Raw genomic sequence first — 14,169 nt, forward strand, 5'->3', positions numbered from 1 at the left:
TCAGTGAGCAGAATCGTGCCGAACCGGTTGAACCGAATCAACCTTCTGGCCGTACTTGTCACTTGTGGGGCCTGTGGGAAAAGGCTTTCCACAAAAGCTGAAGCATGGTGAACTGTCCACCCTTGGCCCAGGCTTGACGCACCGAAGTTCCACAGGAGCGTCATCATGGGACGTAGGTCACTGATCCGGGCTTTTGCGTCAAGAAGCCGACAAGCGTGACGGATTGCACTTACGCGGGCCTTGCCTCTTACGCACCTCCTCGTGTCAAAATAGGACAAGGAGTCCGGGGGAGGCTCCTTCTGCCCGCGTATGGGTGGAATCTCGGCATTGCACGCTATTGGGGGGTCTCGTGACTCCTGCGCGCCACTGTGACTGATCGTCACAGTGGCGTGACTGTCCGCTATGGCATGGTCCATCGGCATCCGTCGCTGATGAACACCTGGGAGGGCAATTCCATCGGTTTGGCCGACGCGGCTGGACAGATGGTGTAGTTGTAGTGCCGAGGACAAGCCGTTCGTCCTATAACCGACTCGACTCGCGTCCGCCATTTCGGGCAACGCGGGTCAAGGTGCAGAATTTAGAGGAAAGAACCGAGAAGGTTCGGTTCTCCCGAGGAGGCCGCTCATGACCGCTCGCACCCCTGATGCCGAGCCGCTGCTGACCCCGGCTGAGGTCGCCACCATGTTCCGTGTCGACCCCAAGACGGTCACGCGGTGGGCGAAGGCCGGCAAGCTTACGTCCATCCGCACGCTCGGCGGACACCGCCGTTACCGCGAGGCTGAGGTCCGCGCACTGCTCGCGGGTATTCCGCAGCAGCGCAGCGAGGCCTGAACCATCGCTTAACAGGGCATTTCGGCTGGTCCCCCAATCGGCCGGGAGCCTGGAAGCACCGCTCCAACAGCTCCGAACGACGCGGGTTCTGCCCCAACAGATCCCACGCCCGAGCCACACAGAACTTTCCGGGAGGCCTCAGGCCCCCTGGACATCGTCAGGCAAGCAACAAGGGTGCGTCGTAGATCGCGCTGGACTCCGCCGGGTCCAGCGCGATCTTTTTTGTGCGCCGGACCAGGGGTTTCGGGTCCGGACGCGAAGGGTTGTGCGCGGGCTTGTCGGACTCTGGGGAGGGCTGTCGGATCTCCTGTGTAGAGGCCCCCGGGGGCTAGTGCAATTGCACATATTAAATTGACTAGTTGTAGGGGACCCGTAAGAGCCGACGTTCTGAAAACTCATACCGTGACACCCATCACATGCCGGGATCCTTGTTGACCGAGCGGCATTTGCGGTAATGGGGGCGAGAGTTGTGCGGCGCATGCCCTAGCCGAGTGTGTTCCCTGCGGGGCGCGTCTCACGCCTTGGAGGGCACCTCGTCCTCCGTGGGCCCCTCCGCCCAGTCCTCCTCGCCGGCCCCGTGCTCCGTCGCCAGCCTCAGCAGGCGGTGGCAGATCGGGCAGTGGCGGGTGAGATGGCGGTACGAGGAGGCGGCCGACAGGTGGGCGCGGAGCAGTGCGCGGGTCTCGTGCCGAGCGGACGCCGCCATACGCCACCTCCGGGGTCTCTGGGCCCTGAATCTGAGGTACCGGCGGAATGTGACGCCGTCAACCCCGCCCGCGCCCCCGGAGGGGCCGCAGGCTCCCTCCGGGGGCGCGGGGAGCTGCCCAGCCGGCCACAGGAGACCCGCACACGCCCAATCACCCCAACTTCCCGAGTTCTTGGGCGGAGTCCGGGCCCGGGTCGAGGGGCGGCAGCCTCTGATGGGGGCGGGATGGGACGGGTAGGGGCGGCGGGGGCGAAGGAATCCCGCTGACCACATGACAAGAGGCCCGCATCCTCATCGGATACGGGCCTCAAGCAATCGTGCGGTCCTGACGGGATTTGAACCCGCGGCCTCCACCTTGACAGGGTGGCGAGCACTCCAAACTGCTCCACAGGACCAGGTTTCGCAGTCCGCGCCTTGTTGCCGCGCTGGCCTGCGAGAAGAGACTGTACAGGAGCGGGAGCCCCCCGGTCGAACTCACCCAGCGTGCGTGGCCCGTTACGGAACCGACGCGTCGATCGCCTTCACGATCCGCTTGTCGGAGACGGGGTAGGCCGTGCCGAGGGCGTGCGCGAAGTAACTGACGCGCAGTTCCTCGATCATCCAGCGGATCTCCAGGACGGACGAGGGGACGGGGCGGCCCTGGGGCAGCTGTTCCAGCAGCCAGGCGTACTCGTCGCGCATCTCGTGGACCTTCTCCATGCGGGCCGTGTCCCGCTGGAGACCGGTCGGCATCTGCTGCAGCCGGCGGTCGGCCGCCACCAGATAGCGCATCAGGTCCGGCAGGCGGCGCAGCCCGGCCTCCGTGACGAAGCCGGGCTTCACGAGGGCGTCCAGCTGCCCCCGAACGTCCGCGAGGTTGGCGAGGAGGACCGGGCTGCGGGTGGACTTCAGGCGGCGCTCACAGGCCTGCCAGGCGGCCAGCACCTGCTGCACCTGGCCCACCGTACGGACCGTCGTGTCGACGATCTCGGCGCGCACCTTGTCGTACAGCTTGCGATACGACGACTCGTCCCACGCCGGCCCGCCGAAGTCGGAGATCAGCCTGTCGGCCGCCGCCATCGCGCAGTCGTCGAACAACGCCTGGATCGAACCGTGCGGATTCGCGGACAGCGCCAGCTTCTGCGCGTTCGTCAGCTTTTCGGAAGCGAACTTCGCGGGGTTGACCGGGATATTGCGGAGGATGAGCCTCCGGGTGCCCTTCCACATCGCCTCGGTCTGTTCCGCCTCGGTGTCGAAGAGGCGTACGGAGACGGTGTTCGCCGTCGGTCCGTCGTCCACGAGCGCCGGGTACGCCTTCACGGGCTGTCCGGCCCGCCGGGTCTCGAAGACACGGGTGAGCGAGCCGATCGTCCAGTCCGTGAGGCCCTTGCGTTCCAGGGACTCGCCGCCCTCACGCTCGGCGGTGGCCGCGGCCGCCTGGGAGAGGGCCTGGCGTGCCTTCGGCTTCAGCCGCAGTCGCAGCGACTCCAGGTCCTTGTCCTCGGCCAGGTTCCGGCGCCGTTCGTCGACGATCCGGAAGGTGATCTTCAAGTGGTCGGGGACCCGGGACCAGTCGAAGTCCTCGGGCGTCACCGGTACACCCACCATGCGCTTCAGCTCGCGGGCCATCGTCACCGGCAGCGGCTCCTGCAGGGGGACCGCCCGGTCCAGGAAGCGCCGCGCGAAGTTCGGCGCCGGCACGTAGTTCCTGCGGATCGGCTTCGGAAGGGAACGGATCAGCTCCGTCACGACCGCCTCCCGCAGACCCGGGATCTGCCAGTCGAAGCCCTCGTCCGTGACCTGGTTGAGGACATGGAGGGGGACATGGACCGTCACGCCGTCGGCGTCGGCGCCCGGCTCGAACTGGTACGTGACACGGAACTTGAGCTGCCCCTGGCGCCAGGAGTCCGGGTAGTCGGCCTTCGTGACCGCCTCCGCCGACTCCCGGATGAGCATCTCGCGCTCGAAGTCCAGGAAGTCGGGCTGCTCGTGGCGCTTGTGCTTCCACCAGGAGTCGAAGTGGGCGCCGGAGACGACATGTTCGGGGACCCGCTGGTCGTAGAAGTCGAAGAGGGTGTCGTCGTCGACCACGATGTCCCGGCGCCGCGCCCGGTGCTCCAGCTCCTCGACCTCGCTGAGGAGCCTGCGGTTGTCGGCGAAGAACTTGTGGTGCGTCCGCCAGTCGCCCTCGACGAGCGCGTTGCGGATGAACAGCTCGCGGCTGGCCTCCGCGTCGATCCGGCCGTAGTTGATCTTCCGCTGGGCGACGATCGGTACGCCGTACAGCGTGACCTTCTCGTACGCCATCACGGCCGCCTGGTCCTTCTCCCAGTGCGGCTCGCTGTACGTCCGCTTGAGGAGGTGCTCGGCGAGCGGCTCCACCCACTCCGGTTCGATCCTCGCGTTGACGCGCGCCCAGAGGCGACTTGTCTCCACCAGCTCCGCCGACATCACGAAGCGCGGGGGCTTCTTGAAGAGGGCCGAGCCCGGGAAGATCGCGAACTTGGCGTTCCGGGCGCCCAGGTACTCGTTCTTCCCCGTGCTTCTCCCGGTCTCCCCTCCGGTCTCCTTCACGTCCTTCATGCCGATGTGGGAGAGCAGGCCGGCGAGGAGGGAGAGATGGACGTGCTGCTCGGGGGCGTCGTCCTCGTTGAGATGGATGTCCATCTGCTTCGCGACCGTGCGCAGCTGGCTGTAGATGTCCTGCCATTCGCGGATCCGCAGGAAGTTCAGGTACTCCTGCTTGCACATCCGGCGGAAGGACGACGAGCCGCGTTCCTTCTGCTGCTCGCGGACGTACCGCCACAGGTTGAGGTAGGCGAGGAAGTCGCTCGTCTCGTCCTTGAAGCGGGCGTGCTGCTGGTCCGCCTGGGCCTGCTTCTCGGCGGGGCGCTCGCGCGGGTCCTGGATGGAGAGCGCGGCGGCGATCACCATGACCTCGCGGGCGCAGCCGTTCTTGTCGGCCTCGACGACCATGCGGGCCAGGCGCGGGTCGACGGGCAGCTGGGCGAGCTTGCGGCCCATCGGGGTCAGCCGCTTGCGCAGGTCCTGCTGCGCCGGGTCGAGCGCGCCGAGCTCCTGGAGGAGCTGGACGCCGTCGCGGATGTTGCGGTGGTCCGGCGGGTCGATGAACGGGAACTTCTCGATGTCGCCGAGGCCGGCCGCGGTCATCTGGAGGATGACGGAGGCGAGGTTCGTACGGAGGATCTCGGCGTCCGTGAACTCGGGACGCGCCTCGAAGTCGTCCTCGCTGTACAGACGGATGCAGACACCGTCGGACGTACGGCCGCAGCGGCCCTTGCGCTGGTTGGCGCTGGCCTGGGAGACAGCCTCGATCGGGAGCCGCTGGACCTTGGTGCGGTGGCTGTAGCGGCTGATGCGGGCGAAGCCCGGGTCGATGACGTACTTGATGCCGGGGACCGTCAGGGAGGTCTCGGCGACGTTCGTGGCCAGAACGATCCTGCGACCCGTGTGCGGCTGGAAGACCCGGTGCTGCTCGGCGTGCGAGAGCCGGGCGTAGAGAGGGAGTACCTCCGTGAAGCGGTACTGCTTCTTGATCAGCGCGTCGGCGGTGTCGCGGATCTCCCGCTCCCCGGAGAGGAAGACGAGGATGTCGCCCTTGCCCTCGCCCTGGAGCTCCTCGACCGCGTCGCAGATCGCGGTGATCTGGTCGCGGTCGGCGTCGTCGCCTTCCTCCTCCAGGAGGGGGCGATAGCGCACCTCCACCGGATACGTACGGCCGCTGACCTCGACGATCGGGGCGTCGCCGAAGTGGCGGGAGAAGCGCTCGGGGTCGATGGTCGCGGAGGTGATGACGACCTTGAGATCGGGGCGTTTGGGCAGCAGCTGAGCCAGGTAGCCCAGCAGGAAGTCGATGTTGAGGGACCGCTCGTGGGCCTCGTCGATGATGATCGTGTCGTAGGCGCGCAGCTCGCCGTCCGTCTGGATCTCGGCGAGCAGGATGCCGTCCGTCATCAGCTTGACGAAGGTCGCGTCCGGGTTCACCTGGTCGGTGAAGCGGACCTTCCAGCCCACGGCCTCACCGAGAGGGGTCCGCAGCTCCTCCGCCACGCGCTCGGCGACCGTACGGGCGGCGATACGACGGGGCTGCGTGTGCCCGATCATGCCGCGCACGCCACGCCCCAGCTCCATACAGATCTTGGGGATCTGGGTGGTCTTCCCGGAGCCTGTCTCACCCGCGACGATGACGACCTGGTGATCGCGGATCGCGGCCGCGATGTCGTCCTTCCGCTGGCTGACGGGCAGCTGCTCGGGGTACGAGACGGTCGGCACGCGCGCGGCGCGCTCGGCCATGCGGGACTCGCCCTTGGCGACCTCCGCCTCGATCTCGGCGAGGACGGCGGCCCGGGCTTCGGGCTTACGGATCTTGCGCGCGCCTTCGAGCCTGCGTCCGAGCCGGTGCGCGTCGCGCAGGGACAGCTCGGCCAGGCGGGGGGCGAGGGCGCCGAAGGCGGGGGCAGGTGACGTAGACATACGCGACCCAGGATCTCACCTCGACGAAACGAGGGGCGAACGCTTTTGCGTCCGCCCCTCGTCCGGTGCCTGTGATGCGCGTTACCGCACGTCGACGTAGTCCTCGGATCGATCTCGCCCGGGTGGCCGAGGCTGACGTCGATGGCCGACCAGTCGTCCGTGCCGCTGGACGTGCTTCAGGAACCCCCAGGTTCTCCCTGAGCGACGAAAGCCCCCTCCGGTCACCGGAGAGGGCTTTCGTTCGTTGTGGCTGGGGCCGGGATCGAACCGGCGACCTATCGCTTTTCAGGCGATCGCTCGTACCAACTGAGCTACCCAGCCACGATGTTTCACGTGAAACATCAGCGGTCCTGACGGGATTTGAACCCGCGGCCTCCACCTTGACAGGGTGGCGAGCACTCCAAACTGCTCCACAGGACCAAGCTTGTGCGGGACTAGTCTCGCACAGAGTGTTGCGTGCCCCCAACGGGATTCGAACCCGTGCTACCGCCTTGAAAGGGCGGCGTCCTGGGCCACTAGACGATGAGGGCGAACACAGATACTGCTCTGCTTCGTCTGGGCACCCCAGGGGGGACGTGAGAAGCATGTGACTCTGCTTTCCCCCGAGAGGTTCCGCTTTTCCTTTGCCTCTTGCGAAGCTCGGGACGGTCAAGCCCTGACCGGTGCCCTTGGGCACGACGAGACTGTACTACGCCAGTTGGACGGGGGCCAAACCGAATAGGCGCGGCCGCTCAGGGCCGGTTCCCTGCGGGCAGGTGGCGGCTGACCTCGGCCGTCGTCAGGCCCAGGCCGCCGAGTTTGATCTCGTCCCAGGCCTGGAGGCGGCGGGTGTCGCGGTCGAGGTACAGGACCGAGGCCTCGATCGGGTCGGGATGCTCCCCTTCCAGGGCGCGCAGGCCGCCGCCGCCGGTCGAGCCCTCGATGCGCAGGCGGGTGCCCTCGCCGAGGACCTCCGTCTCCGGGTGGTGCAGATGCCCGGCGAGGACGAGCGGGACGTCGCCGTCCGTCTCCCGGGCGGCGTCCGGGTTGTGGGCGATCGCGATGTCCACGGGGGTGCCCGCCGCCCTCTGGGCGCGCAGGGCTTCCGCCAGCCGTGCCCCGGCCGCCTCCTCCGAGGGCAGTCCCGACTTGTCGGTCGAGCGGTCCGGGGTGAACTGCGGGTCCCCCATCCCCGCGAAGCGCAGCCCGCCCACGGTCACCGCCTTCCCCTCGTCGAGGACGTGCGTGTTGTCGATGCCCTCCAGATAGCGCTGCGTCGCACGGGAGTCATGGTTGCCGCGCACCCAGACGTACGGGGCCCCGAGGTCGGCGATCGGGTCGAGGAAGCCGTTCTCGGCGGCGGTGCCGTGGTCCATGGTGTCGCCGGAGTCGACGATGACGTTGATCTCGTACTGCTCCACCAGCGAGGCGATGATCTTCCAGCTCGCGGGGTTCAGATGGATGTCGGAGACGTGCAGGACGCGGATGGTGGTCGGGTCCGGCTGGTACGCGGGGAGCGTGGACGTGACGTCGTACAGCTTGGTCACGTTCGTCACCAGGCGCGCCAACTCCTTCTGGTAGACGTCGAACTCGGTGACGATGCTGCGCGCGTTGCCGACGAGGGACGGTGCGGAGGAGAGCAGGCCCGAGAACTTCGGCTCCAGGACGGAGTTGGGGTTCCAGGTGGCGGCGGCCGTACCTCCGGCGCCGGCCAGGAGTACCAGGGCGAGGCCGCCGGCGGCGAGGGCGCGACGGGGACGGCGGTACACGGCGAGGCCGAGCGCGGTGGCCCCGGAGACGACGGCGACGCCGGAGCGTACGGCCAGGTCGATGGTGCCGTGCTGCACGTCGGAGGCGATCTCCTCCTGCAGCCCGGAGATCCGCTCGGGGTGGTCGACCAGGGCCCGGGCGCGCTCCGGATCGAGCTGGTCGACGTTCACGTCCAGGCGTACGGGGGCGTTGTGGCTGCGTAGCTCCAGGGCACCCAGGGGGGAGACGTTGATCTTCGTGCCGCCGGTGAGGGACGGGCGCAGCGTCATCGTCGTGTTCATGGGGCCGACGGGGGTGCGTACGTTCCCCACGATCAACAGGCCCAGCCAGGCGCCGAGCAGGACGACCGCGACCAGGCCGAGCGCGCGCCCCCAGGGGTGGGGGTGGTGGACCAGCTCGACGGTCGGGTGCGCGCGGCGCGAGCGATAGTGCCGGGCCAGCGCGCGGGGGGCCCGAGGCATGGCCCGGCGGATGCGGCGCAGGATCGTACGCGGGGTGTTGGCGGCGGTGTCGGCGGTGGCTGGGGCTGCGGGGACGCGGGCCATTGGTCCCGTATGCCCATGGGTGGGGGCGGATATGCGGCGGGGGTCGTGGGGCCGGGGCGAGGGCCGGGTGGTGATGTGCGGGGTGCGCGTGGTCGTTGCGCGTGGTGCGCCGGGTCGCTGTGCGTCTCGTGCGGTGGCTCTCGCGCTGCTCGTATCTCTCGTACGCGCGTGTCGTGCATGACAATGGCCGTGTGCTGGAGATGACGCGCGAGGAGTTCGAGGAACTGGTCGCCGAGGCGTTGGACCGGATTCCGCCGGAGCTGACGCGGCTGATGGACAACGTGGCGGTGTTCGTCGAGGACGAGCCGCCCGCCGACGACCCCGAGCTGCTCGGGCTGTACGAGGGGACTCCGCTCACGGATCGCGGGGAGTGGTACGCGGGGGTGCTGCCGGACCGGATCACGATCTACCGGGGGCCGACGCTGCGGATGTGCGGGACGAGGGAGGAAGTGGTCGCGGAGACCGAGGTGACCGTGGTGCACGAGATCGCGCATCACTTCGGGATCGACGACGCGCGGTTGCACGCGTTGGGCTACGGATAGCCGCGGGGTGGTGTGGCGCGCGGGCTCCGGGGGCGCGCGGATGCGCGTGTCCTCTTGTGGGCGGCGGGAGTTGGGCAGGTGGACTCCCCTTTCCGCCCCCTTCGGAGGTGGCCGCCGTGCGCGCCTTGAACGTATCCGTCCGTCTGGCCGCCACGGTCATGGCCGTAGCGGCAGCCGCCGGCTGTATGAGCGTGGGGGACGACGGGCGGAAGCCCGCGCCGTCGCCGTCCACGGGGCAGCCAGGCGGTGAGAAGCCGGACGGGGGCTCCGCGGTGACGGGCGGGGGCGGTGCGGCGTACCGGTCCGGGCAGGGGAAGCGGCACGGCTCCCCCTCGCCCGGTCCTTCGGCGTCCGAGTCCGCCTCCGCCTCCCCGTCGGCTTCCCGAGCCGCCGAGCCGTCCGGGAAGGCGACGCCGCCGAAGGGGGGCGAGGGCGACGGGAAGGGGGACCGGCCGGAGGAGCCCGAGCCGCCGAAGGGGGAGCCGACTCCTCCGCCGACGGTGGCGGAGCCCGAGCCCGAGCCGCCGCCGGTGGAGTCGCCGTCGCCGGAGCCCTCGGCCGAGCCGTCGTCGTCCGCGCACGAGCAGGGCGCGCAGTTGGTGGAACGGGAGCCGGCGCCTCAAGCGGGGGATGCCGCGTAGGGCCTGGGGAGTTGTCGGCGCTGGGCGCTGGACCGGGGGTGTGTTCGGGTGCGGTGCCTGTTCGCCCCTGCCCGTGCTGTACGATGAGATTTCTGCCGCCGCTTGACGCTGGCCCTTACCCCCTGCCCGAAGTATCGGGATCTGACTGCGGTTATCCGTTCAGTTTGCCTTGGGGGGTGGCGGGTGCGTATGGTGGTAGATCGTTTGATCCCATTGCCCGGCGCCACCACAGAGCGCGCCGCGTGGCGCGTACTCTCCCTTGCCGTGGCGGACCGCATAGAGGCGGTCGTGTGCGAATCACGGAGTTGACGGGCGCGTGCCGACGAGACTCCGGAAGGTTTCGCATACGCATGTCCATTTCCAGTACTGATCACGTCGTCGTGCCCGAGAACGAAGACGTCGAGAACATCGAGAACGTCTCCGTCGAGGCAGCACCCGAGGTCACCTTCGCGACCCTGGGTCTCCCCGAGGGCGTAGTGCGCAAGCTCGCGCAGAACGGCGTGACCAGCCCCTTCCCGATCCAGGCCGCGACCATCCCGGACGCCCTGGCCGGCAAGGACATCCTCGGCCGTGGCCGCACCGGCTCCGGCAAGACCCTCTCCTTCGGTCTGCCGCTGCTGACGCAGCTGTCCGGCAGCCACACCGAGAAGAAGAAGCCCCGCGGCATCATCCTCACGCCGACGCGTGAGCTCGCGATGCAGGTCGCGGACGCCCTCCAGCCGTACGGCGACGTTCTCGGCCTGAAGATGAAGGTCGTCTGCGGCGGTACGTCGATGAGCAACCAGATCTACGCCCTGGAGCGCGGCGTCGACGTCCTCGTCGCCACCCCGGGCCGTCTGCGCGACCTCATCAACCGTGGCGCCTGCTCCCTCGCGAACGTCCAGGTCGCCGTGCTCGACGAGGCCGACCAGATGTCCGACCTGGGCTTCCTGCCCGAGGTCACCGAGCTGCTCGACCAGATCCCGGGCGGCGGCCAGCGCATGCTGTTCTCGGCCACGATGGAGAACGAGATCTCCACGCTGGTCAAGCGCTACCTGAGCAACCCCGTCACACACGAGGTCGACAGCGCCCAGGGCAACGTCACGACGATGTCGCACCACATCCTCATCGTGAAGCCCAAGGACAAGGCGCCGGTCACCGCCGCGATCGCCTCCCGCAAGGGCCGCACGATCATCTTCGTCCGCACCCAGCTGGGCGCCGACCGTATCGCCGAGCAGCTCTGCGACTCCGGTGTGAAGGCCGACGCGCTCCACGGCGGTATGACGCAGGGCGCGCGTACCCGCGTGCTCGAGGACTTCAAGAAGGGTTACGTCAACGCGCTGGTCGCGACCGACGTGGCCGCCCGCGGTATCCACGTCGACGGTATCGACCTGGTCCTGAACGTGGACCCGGCCGGTGACCACAAGGACTACCTGCACCGCTCCGGCCGTACGGCCCGCGCGGGCCGGAGTGGCACGGTCGTGTCCCTCTCCCTGCCGCACCAGCGTCGCCAGATCTTCCGTCTGATGGAGGACGCGGGCGTCGACGCCTCGCGCCACATCATCCAGGGCGGTACGGCCTTCGACACCGAGGTCGCCGAGATCACCGGCGCCCGGTCGATGACCGAGGTCCAGGCCGAGTCGGTCGACAACGCCGCGCAGCAGGCCGAGCGCGAGGTCGCCCAGCTCAGCAAGGAGCTGGAGCGGGCCACGCGCCGCGCCTCCGAGCTGCGCGACGAGGCCACGCGGCTGACCGCGCGTGCCGCGCGGGAGCGGGGCGAGGACCCGGAGGCGGCCGTCGTCGCCGCCGCGGAGACCGTCACCGCCACCGCCGCCGTCGAGGCGGACGGTGCGCCGGTCGAGGCCCCGGCCGTGATCGTCGAGCAGCCGGCCGAGCGTCCGGCGTACGAGCCGCGTCAGCGTCGCGACGAGCGGGGCAACGGCGGTTACGAGCGTCGTGACAACGACCGCGGCGGGTTCCGCCGTGACGACCGTCGCGACGGTGAGCGCGGTGGGTTCGACCGCCGTGACGACCGTCGGGACGGCGACCGTGGTGGCCGTACCTTCGAGCGTCGTGACGACCGCGGTGGCAGTGGCTTCCGTCGGGACAACGACCGTGGTGGCCGTACCTTCGAGCGCCGCGACGACCGCGGCGGCAGTGGCTTCCGCCGCGACAACGACCGCCGTGACGACCGTCGGGACGGCGACCGTGGTGGCCGTACCTTCGAGCGTCGTGACGACCGCGGCGGCAGTGGCTTCCGCCGGGACAACGACCGTGGCGGGGTCGAGCGTCGTGACGGTGAGCGCGGTGGGCGTTCGTTCGAGCGTCGTGACAGCGGTGACCGTGGTGGCAGTGGCACCAGTGGTGCCAGTGGTGGCGGTGGCTTCCGTCGGGACGGCGACCGTGGTGGCCGTACCTTCGAGCGCCGCGACGAGCGTGGCGGGCACCGGGGCAGCGACCGTCCGTTCAACCGTGACCGGCAGGGCGGCGACCGTCCGGGCTTCCGCTCCGGCGGCCACGAGCGTCCGTACGGCCGTCGTGACGACCACCGCGGCACCGGCACCGGCACCGGCACTGGAACCGGCACGGGCTCCGGCACCGGCACCGGCTCCTCCTTCGGCCGTCGCGACGAGAAGCCGCGCTGGAAGCGCAACGGCTGATGTCGATGGCCCTCGGCCGATGGCCGGTGTCGATCGCTGACGCCGACTGCTGAGGCCCGTGGCCGACGCCTGCTGACACTTCGAAGGGCCCGTACGACTCCGGTCGTACGGGCCCTTCGGGCTTGTTCCGCCCCGCTCCGTCCTGTCCCCGCCGGTTTTCGGCCACGCTGTGGCGCATGTCACGTCCCTGGAGAGGGAATTGCTGGGGGCATGACAGATGACGACATAGCCCGTGGGGCAGCCGGGGCTTCGGCTCCGGACTCTGTGTCGGTCTCGGTGTCCGACGAGGAACGGCTGGCCCAACTGGGCTACACGCAGGTCCTCGCCCGCCGTATGTCCGCGTTCTCCAACTACGCGGTCTCCTTCACGATCATCTCGGTCCTCTCCGGCTGTATGACGCTCTACCTCTTCGGCATGAACACCGGCGGGCCCGCGGTGATCACCTGGGGCTGGGTCGTGGTCGGCCTGATGACGCTCTTCGTCGGCCTGGCCATGGCCGAGATCTGCTCGGCCTATCCGACCTCCGCCGGCCTGTACTTCTGGGCCCATCGACTGGCGCCGGAGCGCAGCGCGGCCGCCTGGGCGTGGTTCACGGGCTGGTTCAACGTGCTCGGCCAGGTCGCCGTGACCGCCGGCATCGACTTCGGCGCGGCGTCCTTCCTGGCGGCGTATCTGAACCTGGAGTTCGGCTTCGAGGTGACTCCGGGCCGGACGATCCTCCTCTTCGCCGCGATCCTGCTGCTGCACGGCCTCCTGAACACCTTCGGTGTCCGCATCGTCGGTCTGCTGAACAACATCAGCGTGTGGTGGCACGTCGTGGGTGTCGTCGTCATCGTCGGCGCGCTCGTCATCGTCCCCGACAGCCATCAGTCGGCGTCGTTCGTGTTCACTGAGTTCGTCAACCACACGGGCTGGGGCAGCGGGTTGTACGTGGTGCTGCTGGGCCTGTTGATGGCGCAGTACACCTTCACCGGGTACGACGCCTCCGCCCACATGACCGAGGAGACGCACGACGCGTCGACGGCCGGCCCCAAGGGCATCGTCCAGTCCATCTGGACGTCCTGGGTGGCGGGCTTCGTCCTCCTCCTCGGCTTCACCTTCGCCATCCAGTCCTACGACGGCGCTCGCGAGTCGGCCACCGGGGTGCCGCCCGCGCAGATCCTGCTCGACGCGCTCGGCGCGACCGGCGGCAAACTGCTCCTCCTCGTCGTCATCGGCGCGCAGCTCTTCTGCGGTATGGCCTCCGTCACAGCCAACAGCCGCATGATCTACGCCTTCTCGCGCGACGGCGCACTCCCGTTCTCGCACGTCTGGCACACGGTCAGCCCCCGCACCCGCACCCCCGTGGCGGCGGTCTGGCTGGCGGCGGGCGGCGCGCTCGTACTGGGCCTGCCGTATCTGATCAATGTCACGGCGTATGCCGCCGTCACCTCGATCGCTGTGATCGGCCTCTACATCGCGTACGTCATCCCGACGCTGCTGCGGCTGCGCAAGGGCGACGCGTTCGAACGGGGGCCCTGGCATCTGGGCCGCTGGTCGCGGGCGATCGGCCTCATCGCGGTGATCTGGGTCTTCGTGATCACCGTGCTGTTCATGCTCCCGCAGCTGTCCCCGGTCACCTGGGAGAACTTCAACTACGCGCCCGTCGCCGTCCTGGCGGTGCTGGGCTTCGCGGCGATCTGGTGGGCCGCCTCCGCCCGCCACTGGTTCCTCAACCCCGAGCACGAGCGCAGCGTGGCCCGGGAGGAGGCGCGGAAGGTGGCGCGATAGGGGCTCGGGCGCCCTGACCGAGAGGGCCCGGGCACCAGCCAACTCGACCCGCTTCAGGCGATCTTCCGTCCGTTCTGTTCTGTGGCGGACCTTTTTGCGGCCCGCCGACGCGGCCGGGTCACCGATACCCGATCGGAGTCCCGGCCACGTCCGGCTATGCTCGGGGAGGCAACATCGCCTGGGCCCTTAGCTCAATTGGCAGAGCAGTGGACTTTTAATCCATTGGTTGTGGGTTCGAGTCCCACAGGGCCTACGGTTCGCGGGTGGGGGATA

General features: G+C 69.0%; 8 protein-coding genes and 5 tRNA genes. 6 read left to right on the plus strand and 7 right to left on the minus strand.

Features of this window, described 5'->3' with window-relative positions:
* Positions 1-624: 624 nt before the first annotated feature.
* A complete protein-coding gene (bldC, locus tag OG622_RS25900; protein ID WP_003949541.1) occupies positions 625-831 on the plus strand; it encodes a developmental transcriptional regulator BldC in 207 nt (68 codons plus the stop codon).
* Between the two features lie 514 nt (positions 832-1,345).
* Here bldC and OG622_RS25905 read toward each other — a convergent pair.
* From OG622_RS25905 to OG622_RS25935, 7 genes are all read right to left on the minus strand, one after another.
* Positions 1,346-1,537, minus strand: coding sequence for a DUF6274 family protein (locus OG622_RS25905; protein WP_371579013.1), 192 nt, complete (start codon positions 1,535-1,537; stop codon positions 1,346-1,348).
* A 320-nt stretch (positions 1,538-1,857) separates the two neighbouring features.
* A tRNA-Asp gene (locus OG622_RS25910) sits at positions 1,858-1,932 on the minus strand.
* A 100-nt stretch (positions 1,933-2,032) separates the two neighbouring features.
* A complete protein-coding gene (gene hrpA, locus OG622_RS25915; RefSeq protein ID WP_371579014.1) occupies positions 2,033-6,010 on the minus strand; it encodes an ATP-dependent RNA helicase HrpA in 3,978 nt (1,325 codons plus the stop codon).
* Positions 6,011-6,257: 247 nt separating this feature from the next.
* Positions 6,258-6,331, minus strand: a tRNA-Phe gene (locus OG622_RS25920).
* Between the two features lie 24 nt (positions 6,332-6,355).
* Positions 6,356-6,430, minus strand: a tRNA-Asp gene (locus OG622_RS25925).
* A 37-nt stretch (positions 6,431-6,467) separates the two neighbouring features.
* Positions 6,468-6,540, minus strand: a tRNA-Glu gene (locus OG622_RS25930).
* 201 nt (positions 6,541-6,741) lie between these two features.
* Entirely contained in the window at positions 6,742-8,304 is a 1,563-nt protein-coding gene (locus tag OG622_RS25935; RefSeq protein ID WP_371579015.1) for a metallophosphoesterase, read from the minus strand.
* A gap of 191 nt (positions 8,305-8,495) precedes the next feature.
* Between OG622_RS25935 and OG622_RS25940 the strand changes: the two genes are divergently transcribed.
* From OG622_RS25940 to OG622_RS25960, 5 genes are all read left to right on the plus strand, one after another.
* Positions 8,496-8,846 (plus strand): metallopeptidase family protein, encoded by a 351-nt coding sequence (locus OG622_RS25940; protein ID WP_189776386.1) that lies wholly within the window; start codon positions 8,496-8,498, stop codon positions 8,844-8,846.
* A gap of 116 nt (positions 8,847-8,962) precedes the next feature.
* Positions 8,963-9,487, plus strand: coding sequence for a hypothetical protein (locus tag OG622_RS25945; protein WP_371579016.1), 525 nt, complete (start codon positions 8,963-8,965; stop codon positions 9,485-9,487).
* 350 nt (positions 9,488-9,837) lie between these two features.
* On the plus strand, positions 9,838-12,126 hold the full coding sequence (locus OG622_RS25950) for a DEAD/DEAH box helicase (RefSeq protein WP_371579017.1): 2,289 nt from the start codon (positions 9,838-9,840) through the stop codon (positions 12,124-12,126).
* Between the two features lie 210 nt (positions 12,127-12,336).
* Positions 12,337-13,896, plus strand: coding sequence for an amino acid permease (locus OG622_RS25955; protein ID WP_371579018.1), 1,560 nt, complete (start codon positions 12,337-12,339; stop codon positions 13,894-13,896).
* 180 nt (positions 13,897-14,076) lie between these two features.
* Positions 14,077-14,149: transfer RNA gene (locus tag OG622_RS25960), tRNA-Lys, on the plus strand.
* The last annotated feature ends 20 nt before the right edge of the window (positions 14,150-14,169 follow it).

This window comes from Streptomyces sp. NBC_01314 (assembly GCF_041435215.1).
Classification (GTDB): domain Bacteria; phylum Actinomycetota; class Actinomycetes; order Streptomycetales; family Streptomycetaceae; genus Streptomyces.